At 69.6% G+C, this 22,343-nt stretch carries 19 protein-coding genes and 1 pseudogene; 9 read left to right on the top strand and 11 right to left on the bottom strand.

What is annotated here, in order from left to right; all coding sequences use genetic code 11:
• The first annotated feature begins 60 nt into the window (after positions 1–60).
• A complete protein-coding gene (gene paaI, locus MRBLWH12_RS01200; RefSeq protein ID WP_363545196.1) occupies positions 61–492 on the top strand; it encodes a hydroxyphenylacetyl-CoA thioesterase PaaI in 432 nt (143 codons plus the stop codon).
• Here the strand turns inward: paaI and MRBLWH12_RS01205 are convergent.
• From MRBLWH12_RS01205 to MRBLWH12_RS01220, 4 genes are all read right to left on the bottom strand, one after another.
• Positions 487–906: a pilus assembly protein CpaE gene (locus MRBLWH12_RS01205; RefSeq protein ID WP_363545198.1), complete on the bottom strand. Its 420-nt coding sequence runs from the start codon at positions 904–906 to the stop codon at positions 487–489. The genes paaI and MRBLWH12_RS01205 overlap by 6 nt on opposite strands.
• Positions 903–2,120, bottom strand: coding sequence for a M20 metallopeptidase family protein (locus MRBLWH12_RS01210; protein ID WP_363545201.1), 1,218 nt, complete (start codon positions 2,118–2,120; stop codon positions 903–905). The genes MRBLWH12_RS01205 and MRBLWH12_RS01210 overlap by 4 nt, the downstream gene beginning before the upstream one ends.
• 176 nt (positions 2,121–2,296) lie before the next feature.
• Entirely contained in the window at positions 2,297–3,454 is a 1,158-nt protein-coding gene (locus MRBLWH12_RS01215; protein WP_363545204.1) for a hypothetical protein, read from the bottom strand.
• Positions 3,455–3,597: 143 nt separating this feature from the next.
• On the bottom strand, positions 3,598–4,368 hold the full coding sequence (locus tag MRBLWH12_RS01220) for an IclR family transcriptional regulator (RefSeq protein WP_341975541.1): 771 nt from the start codon (positions 4,366–4,368) through the stop codon (positions 3,598–3,600).
• 149 nt (positions 4,369–4,517) lie between these two features.
• On the opposite strand from MRBLWH12_RS01220, the gene dhaK reads away from it, so the two are divergent.
• The 5 genes and pseudogenes from dhaK (at position 4,518) to MRBLWH12_RS01240 (ending at position 11,103) form a co-directional block, all read left to right on the top strand.
• Positions 4,518–5,510, top strand: coding sequence for a dihydroxyacetone kinase subunit DhaK (dhaK, locus tag MRBLWH12_RS01225; RefSeq protein ID WP_363545207.1), 993 nt, complete (start codon positions 4,518–4,520; stop codon positions 5,508–5,510).
• A gap of 96 nt (positions 5,511–5,606) precedes the next feature.
• Positions 5,607–6,245, top strand: a complete 639-nt coding sequence (gene dhaL / locus MRBLWH12_RS01230) for a dihydroxyacetone kinase subunit DhaL (protein ID WP_363545210.1) — start codon at positions 5,607–5,609, stop codon at positions 6,243–6,245.
• Positions 6,245–6,964: pseudogene (locus MRBLWH12_RS18810) on the top strand (HPr family phosphocarrier protein); the annotation flags it as partial. The gene dhaL and the pseudogene MRBLWH12_RS18810, both read left to right, overlap by 1 nt.
• 36 nt (positions 6,965–7,000) lie before the next feature.
• Positions 7,001–8,731: a phosphoenolpyruvate--protein phosphotransferase gene (ptsP, locus tag MRBLWH12_RS01235; RefSeq protein WP_414685030.1), complete on the top strand. Its 1,731-nt coding sequence runs from the start codon at positions 7,001–7,003 to the stop codon at positions 8,729–8,731.
• 257 nt (positions 8,732–8,988) lie between these two features.
• Entirely contained in the window at positions 8,989–11,103 is a 2,115-nt protein-coding gene (locus MRBLWH12_RS01240) for a RecQ family ATP-dependent DNA helicase (protein ID WP_363545216.1), read from the top strand.
• Positions 11,104–11,118: 15 nt separating this feature from the next.
• Here MRBLWH12_RS01240 and paaZ read toward each other — a convergent pair whose 3' ends face one another.
• The 7 genes from paaZ to pdhA are packed head-to-tail and all read right to left on the bottom strand — an operon-like array spanning position 11,119 to position 19,545.
• Complete coding sequence (gene paaZ, locus MRBLWH12_RS01245) at positions 11,119–13,176, bottom strand: phenylacetic acid degradation bifunctional protein PaaZ (RefSeq protein WP_363545219.1); 2,058 nt, start codon at positions 13,174–13,176, stop codon at positions 11,119–11,121.
• Entirely contained in the window at positions 13,173–14,063 is an 891-nt protein-coding gene (locus MRBLWH12_RS01250; protein ID WP_363545222.1) for a 3-hydroxyacyl-CoA dehydrogenase family protein, read from the bottom strand. The genes paaZ and MRBLWH12_RS01250 overlap by 4 nt, the downstream gene beginning before the upstream one ends.
• Entirely contained in the window at positions 14,060–14,794 is a 735-nt protein-coding gene (locus MRBLWH12_RS01255) for an enoyl-CoA hydratase/isomerase family protein (RefSeq protein WP_363545225.1), read from the bottom strand. Before MRBLWH12_RS01255 ends, MRBLWH12_RS01250 begins: the two co-directional genes overlap by 4 nt.
• Positions 14,791–15,999, bottom strand: coding sequence for a thiolase family protein (locus tag MRBLWH12_RS01260; protein WP_363545228.1), 1,209 nt, complete (start codon positions 15,997–15,999; stop codon positions 14,791–14,793). The genes MRBLWH12_RS01255 and MRBLWH12_RS01260 overlap by 4 nt, the downstream gene beginning before the upstream one ends.
• On the bottom strand, positions 15,999–17,414 hold the full coding sequence (locus MRBLWH12_RS01265; RefSeq protein ID WP_363545231.1) for a dihydrolipoamide acetyltransferase family protein: 1,416 nt from the start codon (positions 17,412–17,414) through the stop codon (positions 15,999–16,001). The genes MRBLWH12_RS01260 and MRBLWH12_RS01265 overlap by 1 nt, the downstream gene beginning before the upstream one ends.
• Positions 17,411–18,445, bottom strand: a complete 1,035-nt coding sequence (locus tag MRBLWH12_RS01270; RefSeq protein WP_363545234.1) for an alpha-ketoacid dehydrogenase subunit beta — start codon at positions 18,443–18,445, stop codon at positions 17,411–17,413. Before MRBLWH12_RS01270 ends, MRBLWH12_RS01265 begins: the two co-directional genes overlap by 4 nt.
• Positions 18,442–19,545, bottom strand: coding sequence for a pyruvate dehydrogenase (acetyl-transferring) E1 component subunit alpha (pdhA, locus tag MRBLWH12_RS01275; protein WP_363545237.1), 1,104 nt, complete (start codon positions 19,543–19,545; stop codon positions 18,442–18,444). Before pdhA ends, MRBLWH12_RS01270 begins: the two co-directional genes overlap by 4 nt.
• A gap of 151 nt (positions 19,546–19,696) precedes the next feature.
• Here pdhA and MRBLWH12_RS01280 point away from each other — a divergent pair, with 151 nt between their 5' ends.
• The 3 genes from MRBLWH12_RS01280 (at position 19,697) to MRBLWH12_RS01290 (ending at position 22,340) form a co-directional block, all read left to right on the top strand.
• A complete protein-coding gene (locus MRBLWH12_RS01280) occupies positions 19,697–20,134 on the top strand; it encodes an Lrp/AsnC family transcriptional regulator (RefSeq protein WP_363545240.1) in 438 nt (145 codons plus the stop codon).
• A 41-nt stretch (positions 20,135–20,175) separates the two neighbouring features.
• Positions 20,176–20,763, top strand: coding sequence for a TetR/AcrR family transcriptional regulator (locus tag MRBLWH12_RS01285; RefSeq protein ID WP_363545246.1), 588 nt, complete (start codon positions 20,176–20,178; stop codon positions 20,761–20,763).
• Between the two features lie 134 nt (positions 20,764–20,897).
• Positions 20,898–22,340 carry an aldehyde dehydrogenase family protein gene (locus tag MRBLWH12_RS01290; RefSeq protein ID WP_363545249.1) on the top strand — a complete coding sequence of 481 codons (1,443 nt, stop codon included), beginning with the start codon at positions 20,898–20,900 and terminating at the stop codon, positions 22,338–22,340.
• The last annotated feature ends 3 nt before the right edge of the window (positions 22,341–22,343 follow it).

The following is a 22,343-nucleotide window of genomic DNA, read 5'->3' on the forward strand; positions in this document are numbered from 1 at the left end:
TAGGTTATTCTTGCATAGAAGGATTCGCCCTTCAAGATGCGAGCCTTCGGGAGGTGCACGATGGCGGCTGACGAATTGCCGGCAGGAATCGGGACGGCATCTGAGGCGTTGCGCCCGATGCTGCGCCGGGATGTCGCATCCGCGGCGCTCGGCATGGTGGTGCACCTCGATGAGCCGGGGCGTGCGGTGGTGTCGATGATCGTGCGCGCCGACATGGTGAACGGATTCGGGATCACGCACGGCGGTCTCGTCTTCGCTCTCGCCGATACGGCGTTCGCGATCGCCTGCAATGAGGACGAGAACACGACGGTGGCGCAGGGCGCCGACATCTCCTTCCTCGCATCCACGCGGCCAGGCCAGCGGCTGACCGCGACCGCGGAACGCCGAGTCCGGCGCGGGCGCACGGGCCTCTACGACATCACCGTCGTCGACGAGACCGGCGCGACGGTCGCCGAGGTCCGCGGCCGGTCTTTCACGAAGAACGGCTCATAGTGAGCGTGATATGAGTTCTAGGAGCGCGTTCCCGTAGGCCTCCGAGGGGTCCGGATGCTCGAACTCCAGCGACTCACCGGCGATCTCGATCTCTACGAGGAAAGTGTCTTCGAGGCGGACGAGGCGGCGGAATGTTCCGCGGAGGAGCTCGCGGAGCTGATCCTCGCGAGGCAGCCACACGGCATCCTCGAGCGTGACCGCGTCCAGTGCCCACTCCGTCGTGCCGTTGAAGGCGAGGTCGGTGCCGCTCGGCGTCCGCCGCGCCTCGATCGTCATCTCGCTGACCGTGAAGATCTCGGCCTCGGCTTCGTGCTCGACATCGTCCGGGAGATCGAGCTGGAAACGGTCGCCGCTGTCGGGAAGCCAGGTCAGGCCGGCATCTCGCAGCGCGATGGCGAGGTCACGGGTGATCATGCCGGCACCGCCGCTCGGCCGACATGGCTCAGGGCGAGCGCTGCCATCGCGGCAGCCTGATCCGCGAGCAGGCCATCGTCGAAGACCGCGCGCGGAGAGTGATTCGCCTCCGCCTCGGCGGGGTCGAGGTCGGCCGGTGTCGTTCGGAAGAAGATGAATGCTCCCGGAACCTCGTTGAGCACGTAAGAGAAGTCCTCGGATGCCATGAAAGGCGAGGCGAGCTCCTCGACGCGTTCGTCGCCGAACATCCCTCGCAGAGTCCCGATCGCGGAGGCGGTTTCGGCGTGGCTGTTCACCGTCACCGGGTATCCGACGATCACCTCCACCTCGGCCGTGCACCCGTGGGCGGCGGCGATGCGCTCGACGAAGGCGGGAAGCTCGTTCCGGACCGTCTCGATCGAGGCGGTCGAAAGGGTGCGCAGGGTCGCCGCGAAACCGGCTTCGTCTGGGATCACGTTGAGGACTTCGCCGGCGAACAGCTTCGTCACGGTGAGCACCACGGGGTCGAAGACGTCGAAGCGGCGGGTCACCCAATTCTGGAGCGCCAGGACGAGTTCGGCGACCGCCGGCACGGGATCCACCGAGAGGTGCGGGCGGGCGCCATGACCGCCCCGGCCACGGATGCGGACCTTGACCGCGTTCGAGCCGGCCATGATCGGGCCCGGCCTCGTCTGGAAGAGTCCGCGAACCCCGGGTCCGACATGCATGCCGTAGGCGGCATCGACGCGGACTCCAGCGGCATGCAGCACACCGTCTCGGATCATCAGGGGCGCTCCGCCGCCGGCTTCTTCGGCGGGTTGGAACATGAAGACGACCGAGCCGGCGATCTCAGCCCGTCTCGCCGTCAAGAGTCGGGCGGCGCCGATGAGTCCGGCGGTGTGCATGTCGTGACCGCATGCGTGCATGGCCCCGTTGGTCGAGGCATACGGCAGTCCGGTCGCTTCCGTGATCGACAGGGCATCCATGTCGGCGCGCAGCAGAACGGAAGGGCCGGCCGAGGATCCGTGCAGCACGGCTGTCACCGAGCTCAGATCCGTGCCCGTCGTGATCTCCAGGCCGAGGGGTTCGAGCGCTTCCAGGACGGCAGTCTGCGTCTGCGGAAGGTGGAATCCGATCTCCGGCGTCGCGTGCAGTCGGCGGCGGAGCGCGATCAGCTCGGGCAGCAGGGCGTCTGCTTCCGCTCGCACTGCCTTGGCCAGTTCGCGGGTGATCACGTTTCCACGCTAGTCGAGGCGGAGCGTCGCGCCACAGGGGCGCGGTTCGGCGGAGGGCTTCGGCGCCGTACGGCAGATCGTCGTGGTGGTGGCGGTCGGCCGCCGAAGACGCCGCGCGGGTGCCGACCTGCGCCTCTACGTCGGAGAGGCGGCGGGGAATCGCCGCCTCGGCGACGTCATCGGGTCGCCCGCGCCAGGTCGTGTGCCCAGCGCTTGGCGCGGCGAGCTGTAGCCCGGCCGCGGGCGGCCGCACCCCAGCGCCAGCCGTTTCTGTCGCCGTACTCGACGAGTTCTCTATCGTTCGGCTCACTCGATGACAACAGTTCGGCGTAGTACTGCCAGCGCCGTCGCTCATACGGCGCACGGACGAAGACCACGGGAACGAACTCGTCAAGACGTCCGGCGATCTCCAGCGTGAGCATCGTGCGCATGCATTTCCAGCATCGGGAGCAGTTGGTTGTCCGATTCGGGTCCGCGTCGATGCAGACATCCAGATAGCGCGCGTACGGGCTGCCGACGAGCGCCAGCGTTCGTTCGATCCTGGACATGCCCGAACTCGTGGACTCCACCGTCAGCGCCGCCGTCGACAGCAGTGGAAACGTCATCGCCCCCACCAGGCCGATATCGCCGTGCGGTGGTGGCATCCGCAGATTCCGGTACGCCCCTTCGGATGCGTGGTAGCAGCGTCCGATGCCGCCCCCGAGAAGATGCATGACCGCGGCATTGCGGAATGTCGCTGTCTGCATGAAGCCCATCCGTGGATAGTGGACATCGATGTTGCTGTCGACACGAATGAACGGCAGGCCGAGCTCCGCGGCGACGGGCCGCAGCGCCTCGAATCGCCTTCGCCACAGACTCTCGCCCCCCTCGCCGTGCGCCCCGACGTTGTTGTTCAGAAGATGCGTCACCCGCAACGCTTCCGGCACCCCTGCGGCGGATGCGTACTCCGTCAGCGTGGCGAAGCTGTCGACACCGCCCGAAAAGCCCGTCGCGACTCCGGTCGGGGCCTCGCCGGCGGGAATCGTCTCGTCAGCTGTGACGGCAATCGTCTGGTAATTCGAGTGCACGGCTCGCACCAGCGCCTGGAGGTCATGGTTCAGCCTGTGCAGCAGACTGTCTGTCACCACGCCACCGACGCGGAGATCACGTCCGTAACGCATCGCCGGCAGCAGCAGAGCCACGGCCACATGGTCTGCCCGGTCGGCGAGCAATTCCTCGGCATCCGCCGCGACCGAGAACCACAATGGGGCGGCGCCGTCGATGTCAGCGGAAACCCGCATGTTCCCGTCTTCATCCACGGCATGGCGCGGACGCGCGGTGACCAGATCGGGCATAAGGCATCGGTGCCTTTCGTGAAGGCAGCTGTCCATGGCACACGGGAGTCGGCAGGACAGATTGCGAGCAGTATAGCGGGCCGCGATCGTCCGGGCACCTGCCGATTCGCGTCACGCGACGGGTGCTCCCGCCGGTTCCTTCGCTAAGAATCCTCGGGCGGTGCGATGCGCGGCGGCCAGGTCGTGGCCCCGAGCTCGCGCGAGATGTTGCGGGCGGTCTCGCGCAGCGCATCGAGCACGGCATCCGGTGCCGGCAGCTGGGTCGACGGCATCACCACGGCGACGGCGGCGACGATGTCATTCGACGCATCGGCGATCGGAGCGGCGACGGATGACTCGCCGAGCACGGCCTCGTCGACTTCGGTCGCCGTGCCCCGCTCGGCGATCGCGGGCAGATCGAGGGTCAATCGCGCGATGTCGGTGATCGTGTCGCCGGTGAGGCTGCGCAGCGGCTGCTCGAAGACCGTGTGCTGGAAGCCGACGTCGTAGGCCAGCAGGACCTTTCCCATCGCGGAAGCGTGTGCGGGGATGGCGACGCCGGTCTCGAGCATCTGCTGGCTGTCGTCGGGGCGCAGGTTGTGGTGGATGACGAGCACCTCATGGAAGTGCGGAGCGCCGAGGCGTACGGACAGATTGGTGCGTCTGGCGAGCTCCTGCGTCCATCGCATCGCCCGCGCACGCACATCGAGGGTGTCCAGGTACACATTGCTCAGCCGGAGGAGCGTCGGGCCGAGCATGTATCGCTGTCCGCCGCGCTCCTTGGCGACGAGACCGTGCTCGCGGAGCGACTTCACGATGCCGTGAACGGTGGAGGGCGGCAGTTTCAATGCGGTCGCGAGGTCGGTGATGCCGAGATGGCGGGCGCCCTGCAGCAGCTCGAGCACCTTCGCGGCGCGGTCGATGGCTTGGATCACGGATCCATCCTCCCTCCGGTTCGTCATCGAACCGGGTATTCGCGTCGGTTCTCAGGATGGTCTTGACAACCCGACTCAGCCCGAGCATATTCGACATTAACGAAAAGCGTTCCGATTTCTTCGGAATCGAGATCAAGGGAGATCGCACGATGAAGAAGCTCATCAACGCGCCGGAAGATGTGCTCGTCGAGTCGCTGAGGGGCGTGAGCCTGGCTCACCCGGAACTCGCGGTCGACTTCGAGAACCACGTCATCACGCGCGCGACGCCCAAGGCCCAGGGCAAGGTTGCGGTGCTCTCCGGCGGCGGCTCCGGGCATGAGCCGCTGCATGGCGGTTTCGTCGGGGTCGGGATGCTGGATGCCGCCGTCGCCGGCGAGGTGTTCACCTCTCCGACACCGGACAAGGTACAGGCCGCCACGAAGGCGGTCGACCGGGGAGCCGGTGTGCTGCACATCGTGAAGAACTACACCGGTGACGTGCTGAACTTCGAGATGGCCGCCGAGCTCGCCTCGATGGAGGGCATCGAGGTCGGTACGGTCATCGTCGACGACGACGTCGCCGTACAGGACTCGCTCTACACGGCTGGTCGCCGCGGGGTCGGACTCACCGTGCTGCTGGAGAAGCTCGTGGGTGCCGCCGCCGAAGAGGGGCAGGACCTGGCATCCGTCGTGGAACTCGCGAAGCGGATCAACGGCCAGGGACGCTCGATCGGGATGGCCCTCACCAGCTGCACCGTGCCGGCCGCAGGCAAGCCCACCTTCGACCTGCCCGAGGATCAGATGGAGATCGGCATCGGCATCCACGGCGAACCCGGTCGTCACCGTGAGCCCCTGGCTCCGGCATCCGACATCGCCCGCCAGCTCGTCGAGCCGATCCTCGCCGATCTCGATTTCGCCGGACCCGCGATCGTGATGCTCAACGGGTTGGGCGGCACGCCGCAGATCGAGCTGTATCTGATGTACGCCGAGGTCGCCGCTCTGCTCGAGGAGGCGGGGGTGCAGATCGTGCGCAACCTGGTCGGCAACTACATCACCTCCCTCGACATGGCCGGATGCTCGGTCACGGTCCTGAAGGTCGATGACGAACTGCTGCGCCTCTGGGACGCGCCCGTGAACACCCCAGGACTCCGCTGGGGCATCTGACCGAACCTTTCCCGTCGCGAAAAGCCCGGAAAGGGCGTCGGATTCCGGGCGTTCTTGCGACGGGAGCCGTGACCGCACGACCTGTGAAAGAAAAACATGACTGACACGATCGACACGAAGACGCTTCTCGACTGGATCTCGCGCTACCGCGAGGCCGTGACCGAGAAGCGCGAATGGCTCACCGAACTCGACTCTGCCATCGGCGACGCCGACCACGGAGCGAACATGACGCGGGGCATGAACGCGGTGGTGGAGAAGCTCGATGCCGGAGCGCCCGCCACCGTCGATGAGCTGCTCAAGACCGTCGGCATGACCCTCGTCAGCTCGGTGGGCGGCGCCAGCGGTCCGCTCTACGGCACGCTGTTCCTGCGGATGGGCATGGCGGCAGGGCCGGTGACCGAGCTGGATGCTGCGGCGCTCGCCGCGTCCCTGCGCGCCGGACTCGACGGCATCGTCGCCCGCGGCAAGGCCGAAGCCGGCGACAAGACGATGTTCGACGCGATGGCCCCGGCGGTCGATGCACTCGACGCGGCGATCGCAGGTGGCGCGAGTCTCGCCGACGGCGTGCGTGCCGCGGCGGATGCGGCCGCCGCCGGCCGTGATGCGACCCTCCCGCTCGTGGCCCGCAAGGGCAGGGCGAGCTATCTCGGAGAGCGCAGCACCGGGCACCTCGACCCGGGCGCCGCATCCACGGCGATCCTGTTCGAGACCCTCGCCGCGGCGATCGCGTCCTGATGATCGGCATCGTCGCCGTCTCCCACAGTGCTCGGCTCGGAGAGGCGGCTCTCGAGCTCGCCCTGCAGATGGTGCCGGGCGGTGGCGTGCGCGTGCAGGTCGCTGCGGGGGCGGGGATGGATGCCGACGGCACTCCGATCCTCGGGACCGACGCGGTCGCGGTGGCGGCGGCGATCGACGAGCTCGCGGACGATTGCGACGGCGTCCTGGTGCTGATGGATCTCGGTTCGGCGGTGCTCAGTGCCGAGTTCGCCCTGGAGCTGCGAGCCAGCGACGTACCGGTGCGGCTCGTGCCGGCACCGTTCGTCGAAGGACTGCTGGCGGCCGTCGTGTCGGCTGCGGCCGGGTCGGCGCTCGACGCGGTCGCCGAGGAGGCGACAGCAGCGCTCGGAGCGAAAACAGGTCAGCTCGGGGACCCGGTTCCTGACGCGCCAGCCATCGAGGCAGCCGAACCCCCGGGTTCTGACAATTTCACCGGGCCGGATGCGGTGTCGCGGATCGTCAGGGTGCGCAATCCTCTCGGCATCCACGCGCGTCCTGCTGCACTCATCGCGGAGGCGACCGCGGGGGCCCGGGTGCGATTGCGCCGGCTGCCCGACGGGCCGGAAGCATCTGCCGCGAGCCTCTCTCGGCTGCTCATGCTCGGCGCCAGGCAGGGCGAGCGCCTGGAGCTCCGTGCGACCGGCCCCGCGGGTGAAGCGGCGCTCGACCGCCTCGCCGCGCTCTTCGACGATGGCTTCGGGGAGGGGACAGACATGCCGGAGCGCGTGTCGGCCCCATCGGCGCCGACGGCGCCGAAGCAGTCGGCCCCGATCGTCTCTGGCACGGTGCTGCGCGGGCGCGGCGTGAGTGCGGGGGTGGTCGCGGCATCTGTCGTGCATCTTGCGCCCTCCATCCCCGAGCCCGAGAGCGGTGTCGTCATCGCGGCCGCCGAGCGCGCCGCCGAGGCGATGAGCATCGAGTGGGCGGCGGTGGCCGTCGCCGACGAGCTGCGCTCTCGCACCGCGGATGCCTCGGGTGAAGCGCGGGCGATCCTCGACGCGTCCCGGCTGCTGGCATCCGATCCCGAGCTGGTCTCGGAGGCGACCGCACTCGTGCGCACGAAGGGGCTGACCGCCGCGCGAGCCGTCTGGGAGACCGCGGCTGCGCACGAACGCGGACTCGCGGAGCTCGGCGGACGGATGGCGGAGCGCGCGGCCGACATCCGCGACGTGCGCGACCGCATCGTCGCCGAGATCCTCGACCTCGAGATGCCAGGGATTCCCGTGCGCGATGAGCCCTTCGTGCTCGTCGCCGCAGACCTCGCGCCGGCCGACACCGCTGCGCTCGAGGGTGGTCGCTGCGTCGCCCTGGTGACGGAGCAGGGCGGCCCGACCTCGCACACCGCGATCATCGCGCGCTCCCTCGGACTGCCGGCCGTGGTCGGGGTGGCCGAAGCCGCCGGGATCCCGGCGGGGATGACCGTCCTCGTCGACGGAGACCGCGGCACCGTCGAGATCGATCCCGCGGAATCGCGCATCGAAGATGCCAGAGCGGCGTCCGTGGTCGTCGCGTTCGACGGCGCCGGGGCGCTGGCCGACGGCCGGGCGATCCCCCTGCTCGCCAACGTCGGAGGGGCGACGGATGCCGAGGCGGCCGCCACCGCGCACGCCGAGGGCGTCGGACTCTTCCGCACGGAGTTCTGCTTCCTCGACCGCAACGATGCCCCGACGGTCGATGAGCAGGTCGCCGCATATCGTGGAGTACTCGCCGCGTTCGGGGGGCGCAAGGTCGTCGTGCGCACGCTCGACGCCGGCAGCGACAAGCCGCTGCCGTTCGCGAACGCCGACCACGAGGACAACCCGGCGCTGGGCGTTCGCGGGCTGCGCATCGCCCGCCGTTCGCCGGCGCTGCTCGACGATCAGCTGCGTGCCCTGGCGCTCGCCGCATCGTCGGAGTCGGCGCAGGTCGAGGTGATGGCGCCGATGGTGTCGACAGTCGACGAGGCGCGCGACTTCGCCGCCCGGTGCCGGGAAGCCGGCCTCGAACGGGTCGGCATCATGATCGAGACGCCCTCGGCCGCGCTGTTGGCGGCCGAGCTCTTCGAGGTCGTCGACTTCGTGAGCATCGGCACCAATGATCTAGCCCAGTACACGATGGCCGCCGATCGCCTGCTCAGCGATCTGGGCGATCTCAACGACCCGTGGCAGCCGGCGGTGCTGCGCCTCATCGGAGCCGTGGGGGCCGCGGGTCGCGCGGCCGGGAAGCCCGTCGGCGTGTGCGGCGAGGCCGGGGGAGACCCCGCACTCGCACCGGTACTGGTCGGCCTCGGCGCGACGAGCCTGTCGATGACCCCGCGGGCTCTGGGTCGCGTCGCCGCAGCACTCGCCGATGCGACGGAAGAGGCCTGCCGCAGGGCCGCCGACGCCGTTCTCGCGGCGTCCTCGGCGGCGGATGCTCGCTCCGCCGCATCCGCAGTGCTGGCCGAGGCGACGCAGCGCGGCTGACTTCGGGGTGGTCCCGGCGAGCGGAACTTGGCCTCGGCACGCGATCTTCATGGAGGGCCATCTGCACGAGGGGAGGCAGTTTGCCGCGTCGATACGCGGGATGCGACCAACTGCGACCCCTCGCTGTGGGGCGGGGTCGCAGTTTGTCGCCTCGATGGGCCGGATGCGGCCATCTGCGTCCCCTCGCGGGCTGAGCCGGGCATCTCCGCAACTCCGAGCCGGAGGGACATGTCGGTCGCGTGAGGCAGAGTGGGGACATGACCTCCCCCTTGCCTCCCGCTGACACACGCAGCGCTGCTCTCGCCGCGCTGCGTGAACTCGTCGGACGCCCTGACGCCGACTTCCACGACGGGCAGTACGAGGCGATCGAGGCGCTGGTCGAGGGACGCCGCCGTGCGCTCGTCGTGCAGCGCACCGGCTGGGGCAAGTCCGCGGTGTACTTCGTCGCGACCCTGCTGCTGCGCCGGCAGGGGGCCGGCCCCACCGTGCTCGTCTCGCCCCTGCTCGCGCTCATGCGCGACCAGATCGCCGCCGCCGAGCGGGCCGGGGTGCGAGCGGTGGCGATCAACTCGACGAATGCCCATGAGTGGGCCGACGTGCTCGCGCAGCTCGACCGCGACGAGGTCGACGTGCTGCTGGTGTCGCCGGAGCGGCTCAACAATCCCGCGTTCCGTGAGCAGCAGCTGCCCGCCCTCGTGAGGCGCATCGGCATGCTCGTCGTCGACGAGGCGCACTGCATCAGCGACTGGGGGCACGACTTCCGTCCCGACTACCGGCGACTCCGCGACCTCATCGCGCAGATGCCGGCCGAGGTGCCGGTGCTCGCCACCACGGCGACGGCGAACAGCCGCGTCGTGGCCGATGTCGCGGAGCAGCTCGGTACCGGCACCGGAGAAGACGCCGACGTGCTCACCATCCGCGGTCCGCTCGCCAGGGCATCCCTGCGCCTGGGGGTGCTGCGCCTGCCGAACTCTCCGAGCCGACTGGCATGGCTGCTCAGTCATCTCGATGACCTGCCCGGTTCCGGGATCATCTACACGCTCACCGTGGCGGCGGCCGTCGACACCGCGCGTCTTCTGCGCGAACGCGGCCACGAGGTCCGCGCTTACACGGGGCAGACCGACACCGACGAGCGCGAGGTGTCCGAGGGGATGCTGAAGCGCAACGAGGTGAAGGCTCTCGTCGCCACGAGCGCGCTCGGCATGGGCTTCGACAAGCCCGACCTCGGGTTCGTGCTGCATCTCGGAGCCCCGTCGTCACCTGTCGCGTACTACCAGCAGGTCGGCCGTGCCGGGCGTGCGAGCGACAGCGCCGACGTGCTCCTGCTTCCCGGCACCGAGGACCGCGACATCTGGCACTACTTCGCGACCGCGTCGATGCCCGACCAGGAGCGCGCCGAGCGAGTGATCGCCGCGCTCGGCGACGCTCCGGTCTCGACACCGGCGCTCGAGGCGATGGTCGACATCCGGCGGACGCCGCTGGAACTGCTGCTGAAGGTGCTCGATGTCGATGGTGCCGTGCGCCGGGTGCAGGGCGGTTGGGTGGCCACCGGTGAGCCCTGGGCCTACGACGCCGAACGCTACGCGCGCATCGCGGCCGAGCGCGTGGCGGAGCAGCAGCACATGATCGATTACGAGCAGACCAACGGATGCCGCATGGAGTTCCTCCAGCGTTCCCTCGACGATGACACTGCCGTACCCTGCGGGCGGTGCGACAACTGCGCCGGAACCTGGTTCCCCACCGACATCGAGGCGACGGCGAACGCGACGGCCGCCGAATCGCTCGACCGGGTCGGCGTCGCCATCGACCCGCGTCGTCAGTGGCCGACCGGCGCCGATCGGCTCGGAGCGCCGGTCAAGGGGCGGATCGGCCCCGCCGAGCAGGCCGGCGAGGGCCGGGCGCTGGCGCGCCTCACCGATCTCGGCTGGGGCGGCACCCTGCGCGAGCTGTTCGCGGCAGGAGTCGCCGATGCGCCCGTGTCGCCGCAGGTGCTCGCCGGGTGCGTGCGGGTGCTCGCCGAGTGGGGCTGGGCCGAGCGCCCGGTCGCCGTCGTCGCCATGCCGTCGAGGTCGCGCCCGCTGCTGGTCGACTCCCTCGCTCGCGGGCTCGCCGAGGTCGGGCGCCTTCCGTTCATCGGCGCGCTCCAACCGGTGGCCGGCGGCCCGACGGGTCAGCCAGGAGGCAACAGCGCGTTCCGGCTCGCCGGACTCTGGGATCGCTTCACCGCGGAGGGGCTCGACATACCGCCGGGGCCGGTGCTGCTCGTGGACGACCAGGCCGACAGCAGATGGACGTTGACCGTCGCCGCCCGCATCCTCCGGCAGGCCGGCGCGACCGAGGTCCTGCCGTTCGTCCTCGCGCTTCGCGGTTGATCTCCGCTCGGTCTGCTACTCCTTCGATACCAGCGTCAGCACGTCGTACGTCGCGACGGTCTCGTCCTCCTGGTTGCGGATGACGGCATCCCAGCGCACCTCGCCGTATTCGTCGGTCTCGCGCGGGGTGATCTGCTTGGCGGTCAGATCGACGCGGATGCTGTCGCCCGGCGACACCGGAGTGAGGAAGCGCAGATTCTCCAGGCCGTAGTTCGCGAGCACCGGGCCGGGTTCGGGATCGACGAAGAGGCCCGCAGCCCAGGACACGAGCAGGTAGCCGTGCGCGACCCGTCCGGGGAAGAAGGGGTTCGCCGCGGCCGCTTCTTCGTCCATGTGCGCGTAGAACGTGTCGCCGGTGAAATGCGCGAACGTCTCGATGTCGTCGAGCGTCACCTCACGCGATGCCGAGACGATCTGGTCGCCGATGCGGAGTTCCGCGAGCGACTTGCGGAACGGATGCCGTCCCTCGCTGTGGGCGGCGGCGCCGGCATGCCAGACCCCCGTGAGCGCGGTGAGCATCTCCGGGGAACCCTGCACGGCGGTGCGCTGCATGTGGTGCAGCACCGCGCGGATGCCGCCCAGCTCCTCGCCGCCGCCGGCCCGCCCTGGGCCGCCGTGCACGAGGTTCGGCAGCGGGGATCCGTGACCGGTGGACGAGCGGGCGTCATCGCGGTCGAGCAGGAGCATCCGGCCGTTGAACGGCGCGATCGCGCTCGCGAGTTGCACCGCTTGCAGCGGGTCGTGCGTCGCGATGCTGGTCACCAGCGAACCACCGCCGCGGGCGACGAGAGCCGCGGCTTCGGCGGTGGTGTCGTAGGTGAGCAGCGACGACACCGGGCCGAAAGCCTCGACCGTGTGCACGGCCTCCGCAGATGCATCGTCGAACCGCAGCAGGACGGGCGAGACGAAGGCGCCGCCGGCGGCCGGACCGGAGGTGCCGTCTTCGCGACGCACGTCCGGAGCCTCCGTGGTGCCCACCACGACGCGTCCGCCGGCATCCGCCAGCTTCCGCACCTGGCGCAGCACTTCATCGCGCTGCGCCGTCGACGCCAGCGGTCCCATCGTGACGCCCTCTGCGCGCGGGTCGCCCAGCACGACCTTCTCGGCGATGCGTGCGCGTACGGCTTCGATCACCGCATCCGCCGATGCCGTCGGGACGATCGCCCGCCGGATCGCGGTGCATTTCTGCCCGGCCTTCGTCGTCATCTCCGTGACGAGCTGGCGCACATAGGCATCGAATTCGGGTGTGCCGTCGACGGCATCGGTGCCGAGCACCGAGGCGTTGATCGAGTCGGTCTCGGCGGTGAACCGGACGCCGCCGGTCTGCACCGCACGGTGCGCGCGCAGCGATTCGGCCGTCGAGGCGCTGCCGGTGAAGCCGACGATGTCGCCGAGGCGCAGGTGGTCGAAGAGATCGGGCACGCTGCCGCTCACGAGCTGCAGCGAACCATCGGGCAGCAGGCCGGACTCGACGAGGATCCGCACGAACGCCTCGGCCAGGTAGCCGGTCGGCGTCGCCGGCTTCACGAGCGTCGGCATGCCGGCGAGGAAGGCGGGGGCGAACTTCTCCAGCGACCCCCACACCGGGAAGTTGAAGGCGTTGATCTGCACCGCCGTGCCGGTGAGCCGGGTGTAGATATGCCGACCGAGGAATGAGCCGTCCTTGGACAGCGGCTCCACCGGTCCGTCGACGTAGACCTGGGCGTTCGGCAGCTCGCGCCTCCCCTTTCCGGAGTAGGAGAAGAGCACACCGATGCCGCCGTCGATGTCGACCCAGGAGTCGGTCTTGGTGGCTCCGGTGCGCGCGGAGATCGCGTAGAGCTCGGACTTGCGTTCGGTCAGCGCCAGCGCGAACTGCTTGAGCAGCACGGCGCGCTGGTGGAATGTGAGTGCTCCGAGACTCGCCTGCCCGACGGTGCGAGCATGCTCCAGGGCGGCGCCGAGATCAAGGCCCTCGGTGCTCACGCGGGTGACGATCTCGCCGGTCGACGCGTCGCGCACCTCCGTCGTCTTCTGCGGTGAGGTGGGGGTCCACCAGCTTCCCTCGACGTAGCTGGGCAGGATGTCGCTCATCGTCCGTTTCCATTCTCTGCCGGAGCAGAAGTCCATGTGTAGAAGCCTTCACCGCTCTTGCGGCCGAGTCGGCCATCGGCGACCATCGTGCGCAGCAGGGGCGGTGGCTCGAAGCGCGGTCCCAGCGTGGCGGCCAACTCTTCGGCGATGCCGAGCCGCACGTCCAGCCCGACGATGTCGGTCGTGCGCAGCGGGCCCATCGGATGCCGGTACCCGAGCGTCATCGCCGCATCGATGTCCTCCGCGCTCGCGACGCCCTCCTCGAGCATCCGGATCGCCTCCAGTCCGAGCATCACGCCCAGGCGGGAGGATGCGAAGCCGGGGGAGTCCCGCACCACGATCGGCGTCTTGCCGAGGGCGCGCACCCAGTCCCTGGCCGCTTCCACGATGGCCGGATCCGTCGTCGCGCCCTGAACGATCTCGACCAGGCGCGAGGCCGGGACGGGGTTGAAGAAGTGCAGCCCGAGAAAGCGCTCAGGCTTTCCGCGGCCTGCGGCGAGGTCGTCGATGGATATGGAGGAGGTGTTGGATGCGAGCACCGCGGTCTCGGGCATCGCCGCCTCGACGTTGGCCAGCGACGCCTCCTTCAGCGCACGGTCCTCCGGTACCGCCTCGACCACGAGGTCGCAGGCGCCGAATGCGGCGTAGTCCGCGCCGCACTCCAGGCGTCCGAGGATCTCCGAAGCGTCGAGGGCGCTATCGCGTTCCACAGAGCGGCCGATGCTTTCGACGATGCGCTCGGAGGCGGCTTCCGCGCTTGCCGCGTCCCGCTCGACGACACGTACACGAGCGCCGGCGAGCAGGAAGGCGTGGGCGATGCCCGCGCCCATCCGCCCGCCGCCGAGGACGCCGACGTGGGAAGGGGCTGCCGGCTTTTCGGTGGTCATCGTCGTGCTCGCCTTTCCAGGAAGTCGGTCATCCGCTGGTACTTCGACGCGGACTCGAACAGCTCGGCTTGCAGTTCGAACTCGATCGCCGGATGCTCGGCGGGCGCAGCGCGCAGCGCGCGCTTCGTGTGCTGCGTGGCCAGGGGGTCGTTCGCGGCGACGCGGTCGGCGATGGTGTTCGCGGCGTCGAGGATCTCGTCTGCCGGGTGGACCGCCGAGACGAGCCCCCAGGCCAGTGCCTCATCCGCGCCGAGGGTGCGGCCGGTGAGCAGCAGCTCGCTCGCCCTGGCCTCGCCGACGATCTCGGGCAGTCGCCACGTCGCGCCGGCTGCGGCGATGATCCCGAGGCCGGTCTCCGGGTTGCCGATCTTCAGTGTGGGGGTGGCGATGCGGATGTCGGCGGCGTAGGCGAGCTCGGCGCCGCCGCCGAGCGCGTAGCCGTCGATCGCCGCGATCACCGGCATCGGCAGTTCGCGGATGCGGATGAACGCCATCGCGTTGATGCCCTTCCGGGCGTCGGCGGCGGTGCGGTCGCGGAGTTGAGCGATATCGGCGCCGGCGGCGAAGACACCGTTCGACCCGGTGAGGATCAGCGTGCGCGGGTTCTCCTCGAGAGTCGCGCACAGCGCGTGCAGTGCGTCGATCATGTCCTGATCGATCGCGTTCCGCTTCTCCGGGCGATCCAGCGTGGCGATGACGCGGTCTTCGCGCTCGTCGATATGCAGGCTCATCGGACGCGCTCCACGATCATCGCGGTGCCCTGGCCGACGCCGACGCACATCGTGGCGAGTCCGATTCCGGCATCCTCGCGCTCCATCCGACCGAGGAGTGTCACGACGATCCGGCATCCGCTCGAGCCGAGGGGGTGACCGAGCGCGATCGCGCCGCCATCGGGGTTGACGATCGCCGGGTCCAGACCGAGACGGCGCATCGAGGCGAGCGACTGCGTCGCGAAGGCCTCATTGAGTTCGACGGCACCGATGTCAGCGATCTGAATGCCGGAGCGCCGCAATGCCTTCTCCGTCGCTGGCACCGGTCCCAGCCCCATGATCTCCGGTGCCAGAGCCGCGGACGTCGCGGTCACGATGCGGGCGCGCGGGACGAGGCCGTGGCGGCGGACGGCGTCCGCGCTGGCGACGACGATCGCCGAGGCGCCGTCGTTGAGGGAGCTCGAGTTGCCGGCCGTGACGACTTCGCCACCCGCAACCACCGGGCGCAGCGCGGCCAGCGCCTCAAGGCTCGTGTCGCGGCGGGGGCCTTCATCGATTCGCACCTCTCCGGTGCGAGTCGGGACCGCGACGATCTCGGCCTCGAAGCGGCCCGCATCGATCGCGGCGACGGCGCGCTGCTGACTCTGCAGGGCGAAGGCATCTGCATCCGCCCGACTGATCCCGTCGCGGCGAGCCACTTCCTCGGCGGTCTCCGGCATCGAGAACGTCGCCTTGTCGCGCGCGGCGAGCCGCGGGTTGGTGAATCGCCAACCGATGGATGTGTCGAAGGCCTCGCCGGGTTTCGCCCAGGCGCGATCCGGCTTTGCCTGCACCCAGGGCGCACGTGTCATCGATTCGACGCCGCCGGCGACCATGATGTCGGCATCGCCGGCACGGATCGCCTGCGCAGCCATCGCGATCGCCGACATTCCCGATGCGCAGAGGCGGTTGACGGTGATCCCGGGGATCGTGTCCGGCAGTCCCGCGAGCAGCACGGCCATCCGGGCGACGTTGCGGTTGTCCTCGCCGGCCTGGTTCGCGGCTCCGAGGATCACCTCGTCGATCGCGGTGTCGGGGATGCCCGCACGGACGACGGCTTCCCGCACGACCAGCGCGGCCAGATCATCCGCCCGCACCGCAGCCAGCGCTCCGCCGTATCGTCCGATCGGGGTGCGCACTCCGCCGACCAGGAACACGTCGGTCGGCGCATCCCGCTGACCGGGCATCAGACCCTCCCGAAGGCGCGGAGCGGATGCTCGATGAGCTCGGTGACGCGGCGCAGGAACCCGGCCGCGTAACCGCCGTCGCAGACGCGGTGGTCGAACACCAGCGAGAGCTGGGCGATGCGGCGGGCGACGATCTGTCCCTCGACGACCCAGGGCCGCTCCATGATCCGACCGATCCCGAGGATCGCGACGTCGGGATGGTTGATGATCGCGGCCGAACCGTCGACGCCGAGACCGCCGTAGTTGTTCAGGGTGAACGTCGAGCCGCGCAGGCGATCCGACGGCATCGCACCCGCGCGCGCGGTCGCGCTGAGTTCCCGCAGCGCCGCGTCGAGCTGTTCGACGCTCAGGGCGTGCGCCCGCGGGATGACGGGAACCATCAGGCCCCGTTCGGTGTCGGCGGCGACGCCGAGGTTCACGCCGTCGAAGGAGATCAGTTCTTCGCCGGTTTCGCTCAGGCGAGATGCCAGCACCGGGTAATCCTCGAGCGCGAGCAGCACGAAGCGGGCGATGAGCGCCGTGATCGACGGCGCCTTTCCGCCCTCGGGGGCCATCTGGGCGCGCAGTTCCCAGAGAGCGGTGGCGTCGACGTCGACCCAGACGGTCGCCTCCGGGATCTCCGAACGGCTTCGGGTGAGCTTGGCGCTCACCGCCTTGCGCAGCGGCGACATCCGCTCGCGGGAACGGATCGGAAGGCCATCGACTTCGCCGAGGGATGCGGGGTCTGCGACGCGGTGGTGCGTGGCGACGCCGTCCACAGCATGGTCGACGGCTGCGCGCAGAACGTCGGCACGGGTGATCGCCCCGTCGGGGCCGGTGGGAGCGATTGCGTGTACGTCGAGGCCGAGATCGCGGGCGAGGCGCCGGACCAGGGGGGAACGGACGGCCACCGGGCGGCGGGCATCGAGAGCGGATGCGTCGGGATCGACCTGTTGGGTCTCGACGACGGCCGGCTCGACGACCTCGGGGGGTACGGCAGCGGCGGCCGAGACACGACGACGTCGGCCCTTCGCCGAGCGTTCAGAGGTCCCGTACCCGATGAGGACGTTGCCGGAGCCGGCGCGCTCCTCTTCGCGGTAGGCCTCGTGCTCGCCATGCTCATGCGCCGGATCGGCGCGTTTCGTCTCGCTTCGCTCGCTCAACGACCGGGAGGCGGCGGCGGGCGCGGCATCCGCCACTTCCAGCACCGGCGCACCGACGTCGATCGTGTCGCCGGCCTCGCCGTGCAGCGCGGTCACGACACCGGCGAACGGGGACGGCAACTCCACCACGCTCTTGGCCGTCTCCACTTCGGCGATCGGCTGGTCCGTGGCGATCGTGTCGCCGACGGCGACGAGCCACTGCACGAGGCCGGCCTCGGTGAGACCTTCGCCGAGATCCGGCAGGCGGAACACGTGCGTCGTGAGCGTGCTCATGCGTCCTCATCCCAGTGCAGCGAGTCGATGGCATCCAGCACCCGATCGACATCGGGCAGGTACCAGTGTTCGAGCTTCGGCGGCGCGAACGGCACGTCGAAGCCGGTGACCTTGCGCACGGGAGCCGCGAGGTATTCGAAGCAGCGCTCGAACACCCGCGCCTGGATCTCGGATGCCACCGAGACGTACCCGGGGGCCTCGGCGATCACGACGGCGCGACCGGTCGAGCGCACCGCCGCCGTCACCGTCGCGTCGTCGAAGGGTGACAGCGAGCGCACATCGACGACCTGCACGCTGCGTCCGTCTTCGGCTGCCGCCGCGGCCGCCTCCAGCGCGAGTGGGACCGCCGCGCCGTAGGCGAGAAGCGTGACGTCGGTGCCGTCTCGCACGACCTGCGCCGTGTCGAGCGAGGTGCGGATGCTGGTGTCCACCTCGCCTTTGGACCAGTACAGCTTCTTCGGCTCGAGGAAGACGACCGGATCGGCCGAGGCGATCGCGGCGCGCAGCAGCGAGTACGCGTCCTGCGGAGTCGAGGGTGCGACGACGGTGAGACCGGGCGTGTGCGCGTAGTACGCCTCGGAGGAGTCGCAGTGATGCTCCACACCGCCGATGCCGCCACCGAACGGGATGCGGATGACCATCGGCATCCGGATCGCACCCCTGGTGCGGTTGCCGAGTTTGGCGACGTGGCTGACGATCTGCTCGAAGGCGGGGTAGGCGAACGCGTCGAACTGCATCTCGACGACCGGGCGCATCCCGTTCATCGCCATTCCGACGGCGGTGCCCACGATGCCGGCCTCGGCGAGCGGGGTGTCGAAGCAGCGTTCCTCGCCGAAGCGAGCGGTGAGTCCGTCGGTGATCCGGAAGACTCCGCCGAGCGCGCCGACGTCTTCGCCGAAGACCAGAACAGAAGGATCCTCGGCCAGCGCGTCGGCGAGCGCCTGATTCAGGGCGGCGGCCATCGTCATCGTCTGCGTCGTCGCGGTCGTCACGGCATCCTCCACGCGCGTGTCGTCATGGGTGATGGTCATCGCGCACCTCCGGCGTCGGTCAACTGGTCGCGGTCGATCTCGCCCTTCAGCAGGTTCCACTGCTCGTCGAGCTGCGGCGAGCGTTCCGCTCGCACGAACCGGAAGAGGTCTTCGGGGTCGAGGTCGGCGTCGGCGTTCATCACACGACGAAGCTCGGCGGCGATCTCCTCGGCACCGGCGGCGAGTGTGTCTTCGGCGGCCTCGTCGAGGACTCCCTGCGCGCGCAGGTATGTCTGCAACCGCACCAGCGGATCGCGGGCGACCCACGCCTGCACCTCCTCGCGTTCCCGGTAGCGGGTGTCATCGTCGGCGTTGGTGTGCGCCTGCATGCGATAGGTGTGCGCCTCGACGAGCGACGGCCCGCCACCCGATCGCGCTCGGGAGACCGCCTCGCCGAGCACCGCGAGCACGGCGGCCGTGTCGTTGCCGTCGACGCGTTGCCCCGGCATCCCGTAGCCGATCGCCTTGTGCGCGAGCGAGGGCGCGGCGGTCTGGCGCGAGAGCGGCACCGAGATCGCGAACTCGTTGTTCTGCACGAAGAACACCACCGGCACCTGGAAGACGGCAGCGAAGTTCATCGCCTCGTGGAAATCGCCTTCGCTCGTGGCGCCGTCGCCGCACAGGGCCATGACGACCGTGTCCTCACCGCGCATCTTCGCCGCGTGCGCGAATCCGACAGCATGCAGGAGCTGGGTGGCGAGGGGAGTCGCCTGCGGAGCGACCCGATACTGCCGCGGGTCGTAGCCGGAGTGCCAGTCTCCCTTGAGGAGCACCATGGCGTCGGCGGGCTCCACCCCGCGGGCGATGATCGCGACGGAGTCCCGATACGTCGGGAAGAGCCAGTCGTGCTCGCCGAGCAGGAGGGACGCACCGACCTGGCAGGCCTCCTGGCCGTGCGACGACGGATACACCGCGAGACGGCCCTGTCGTACCAGCGCCGTGCACTGGTCGTTGATGCGCCGCGCCTCGACGAGTCCGCGGTAGGCGCGCAGCAGCACGTCCGTGCTCGACACGGAGTACTGCGCATCCTCGACGGGGCGGCCATCGGGATCGATGAGCTGCACCGGGGTGTCCCGGGGGAGCAGGGCTTCGTCGTTCATCGGTCGCCTTCCTTGCCGAACGTGATACGCCCAGCATGCGCCGAACGGATGCAGTCGTCCAGCCATGTTGAGCTAGTTCTGGACGATTGCTCGATAACAGTGCGCACCTGGTGCAGACTGTCAGCATCCGATGTCGTTTCGAAGGGCGGCCATGACTGAGCTTGATGACACCGATCACTCGATCCTGCGGATGCTGCAGCGCGACGCGCGTGCGTCGATGACGGCCATCGCCGACGCCGTGCATGTCTCACGTGCGGGGGCGCATGCGCGCATCAAGCGACTCACCGATGCCGGCATCATCACCGGGTACACGGTGCGCACCGATCCTGTGCTGCTCGGGCATCACGCCTCGGCGTACGTGACCCTCGCGATCGAGCAGGCGACGTGGCAGGACGTCCGCGATCGCCTGCAGGCGATCCCCGAGGTGGAGCACATGGCGCTCGTCGGCGGCGACTTCGATGTCATCCTGCTGGTGCGCGCCCGCGATGCCCGCGACCTCCGCCGGATCGTGCTGGAGGACATCCAGGCGATCCCCTCGATTCGCTCCACCCGCACCACGCTGATCTTCGAGGACTTCTCGAGGAACTGATCTCCGCGCGTGTCCATCGGCGCCGTGGGACACTGGTCGACGTGACAGATGCCGTGAAGCGCGGCCGCCCCGGCTACGACCGGCGCGGGCTGCTCGATGCCGCGGTCACCGTTTTCAACGAATCCGGCTACGACGCGACGTCGGTCGCCGCTCTCGCCGCCCGTCTGGGACTGTCGAAGGCGGCGCTGTACCACCACTTCTCCTCCAAGGAGGAGATCCTCGAGACGGCACTCGGAGACGCGCTCGACGGACTCGAAGGCGTGCTGCGTCAGGCGCGGGCCGTGGCGGCGGGCGACCGTCTCGCCGAGGTGCTGCAGGGAGCCGTGCGCGTTCTCATTGAACAGCTTCCGGCCGTCACCCTCCTGCTCCGGGTTCGAGGCAACAGCGATGTCGAACGCCGCGCGCTCGACCGGCGGCGCGCCTTCGACCAGGACGTCGCGGCGATCGTCCAGGCTGCGCAGGCCGAGGGGGCGGTGCGCGACGACGTCGACGCGTCCGTCGCCACGAGACTGCTGTTCGGCATGGTGAACTCGCTTGTCGAGTGGTACCGCCCGACCGGACCGGAGGGTGCGGAAGCGCTCGCGCGTGACGTCCTCACCATCGCGCTGGACGGATTGCGCACGCGCTGAGCCGGCGTATCCCTTCGCACTCGGACATCTCCGTAGCGCTCCGCGACAAGTGCGCGGAGAAGACCGGATCGACAATGGATACAGAGCCGGCGTCCTCACCGTCGGCACGCGTCTCGCTCGAAGGAGAGTCACCGATGTCCGATTCCGCAGCATCCGCAGCCGCAGCGCTGCTCGACCGCATCCAGGCACCGCAGGGCTCCGGCCGCGACATCCCGGATGCCGCCACGCGCGAGACGATCGGTCGGGCGCCGGTGCATTCCGTCGCCGAACTCGACGACGCCGTGGCCCGCGCGAAAGCCGCTCAGCCCGCCTGGGAGGCGCTCGGACACGAGAAGCGCATCGAGCTTCTGCTCGCTGCCGCCGATGCGATCGACGCGAACGCCGAGGGGCTCGCGTACCTCCTGTCGCGCGAGCAGGGGAAACCCCTCAACGGCCCGAACGCCCGTTTCGAGGTCGGCGCCTGCTCCGCATGGCTGCGCACGAACGCGGCCACGGTGCTCGAGCCGCAGGTGATCGTCGACGACGAGACGCTGCACGCGGAACTCGTCTATAAGGCGGCCGGAGTCGTGGCCGCCATCGGCCCCTGGAACTGGCCGATGATGATCACGACGTGGCAGATCGGCCCCTCGCTGCGGATGGGGAACACGGTCGTCGCGAAGCCCAGCGAGTACACGCCCCTGAGCGCGCTCGCCCTGCTCGCCGTGATGAACGAGGTGCTCCCACCTGATGTGCTCGTCGGCATCTCGGGCGATCGCGAGGTCGGCGCGCGCCTCGCCTCGCACCCCGACATCGCCAAGGTGATGTTCACCGGTTCCACCGCCACCGGACGCAAGATCATCGAGAGCTCGGCCGGAAACCTCGCCAGGCTCACCCTCGAGCTCGGCGGCAACGACGCCGGCATCGTCCTCCCCGGCACGGACGCGAAGACCATCGCGCAGGATCTCTTCTGGGGCGCCTTCATCAACACCGGACAGACCTGTGCGGCGCTGAAGCGCCTGTACGTGCACGACTCGGTCTATGACGACGTCGTGGATGCACTCGCGGAGATCGCGGCATCCGTTCCGATCGGCAACGGACTCGATGAGAACAACGTGCTCGGGCCGCTGCAGAACAAGGCCCAGTTCGACATCGTCAGCCGACTCGTGGAGGACGCGAAGGCGCGCGGTGGCCGTGTCGTCACCGGCGGCGAGGCGGCGCCGGAGCTCGGCGAGCTCTTCTACCGGCCGACGATCGTCGCCGACATCGGCAATGACGCGGCGCTCGTGCAGGAGGAGCAGTTCGGACCGGCACTCCCGGTCATCCGGTACTCCGACGTCGATGAGGCATTCGGCTGGGCCAACGGGGTCGACGTCGGTCTCGGCGCCTCCGTGTGGTCGAGCGATCCGGACGCCGCACGGGAGGCGGCGAGCCGGATGCAGTCGGGGACCGTGTGGATCAACTCGCATGGCGGGCTGCATCCGATGGTGCCGTTCGGAGGCGTGAAGAGCTCCGGTTACGGGCTCGAGTTCGGCGTCGAGGGACTGAAGTCCGTCGCCGTCACCCAGGTCGTGAGCGGTCCCGGCCGGAAGAAGGGCTGAGGG

It is taken from the genome of Microbacterium sp. LWH12-1.2, assembly GCF_040675825.1.
Lineage (GTDB): Bacteria > Actinomycetota > Actinomycetes > Actinomycetales > Microbacteriaceae > Microbacterium.

Bases quoted from the DNA above. Each gene is read 5' to 3' on its own strand.
- pdhA (WP_363545237.1), bottom strand. From the start codon at position 19,545: ATGAACGACGAAGCCCTGCTCCCCCGGGACACCCCGGTGCAGCTCATC.
- MRBLWH12_RS01270 (WP_363545234.1), bottom strand. From the start codon at position 18,445: ATGACCATCACCCATGACGACACGCGCGTGGAGGATGCCGTGACGACC.
- paaI (WP_363545196.1), top strand. From the start codon at position 61: ATGGCGGCTGACGAATTGCCGGCAGGAATCGGGACGGCATCTGAGGCG.
- paaZ (WP_363545219.1), bottom strand. From the start codon at position 13,176: ATGAGCGACATCCTGCCCAGCTACGTCGAGGGAAGCTGGTGGACCCCC.
- MRBLWH12_RS01255 (WP_363545225.1), bottom strand. From the start codon at position 14,794: ATGAGCCTGCATATCGACGAGCGCGAAGACCGCGTCATCGCCACGCTG.
- ptsP (WP_414685030.1), top strand. From the start codon at position 7,001: ATGCCGGAGCGCGTGTCGGCCCCATCGGCGCCGACGGCGCCGAAGCAG.
- MRBLWH12_RS01240 (WP_363545216.1), top strand. From the start codon at position 8,989: ATGACCTCCCCCTTGCCTCCCGCTGACACACGCAGCGCTGCTCTCGCC.
- MRBLWH12_RS01260 (WP_363545228.1), bottom strand. From the start codon at position 15,999: ATGCCCGGTCAGCGGGATGCGCCGACCGACGTGTTCCTGGTCGGCGGA.
- MRBLWH12_RS01280 (WP_363545240.1), top strand. From the start codon at position 19,697: ATGACTGAGCTTGATGACACCGATCACTCGATCCTGCGGATGCTGCAG.
- MRBLWH12_RS01265 (WP_363545231.1), bottom strand. From the start codon at position 17,414: ATGAGCACGCTCACGACGCACGTGTTCCGCCTGCCGGATCTCGGCGAA.
- dhaL (WP_363545210.1), top strand. From the start codon at position 5,607: ATGACTGACACGATCGACACGAAGACGCTTCTCGACTGGATCTCGCGC.
- MRBLWH12_RS01205 (WP_363545198.1), bottom strand. From the start codon at position 906: ATGATCACCCGTGACCTCGCCATCGCGCTGCGAGATGCCGGCCTGACC.
- dhaK (WP_363545207.1), top strand. From the start codon at position 4,518: ATGAAGAAGCTCATCAACGCGCCGGAAGATGTGCTCGTCGAGTCGCTG.
- MRBLWH12_RS01215 (WP_363545204.1), bottom strand. From the start codon at position 3,454: ATGCCCGATCTGGTCACCGCGCGTCCGCGCCATGCCGTGGATGAAGAC.
- MRBLWH12_RS01250 (WP_363545222.1), bottom strand. From the start codon at position 14,063: ATGACCACCGAAAAGCCGGCAGCCCCTTCCCACGTCGGCGTCCTCGGC.
- MRBLWH12_RS01290 (WP_363545249.1), top strand. From the start codon at position 20,898: ATGTCCGATTCCGCAGCATCCGCAGCCGCAGCGCTGCTCGACCGCATC.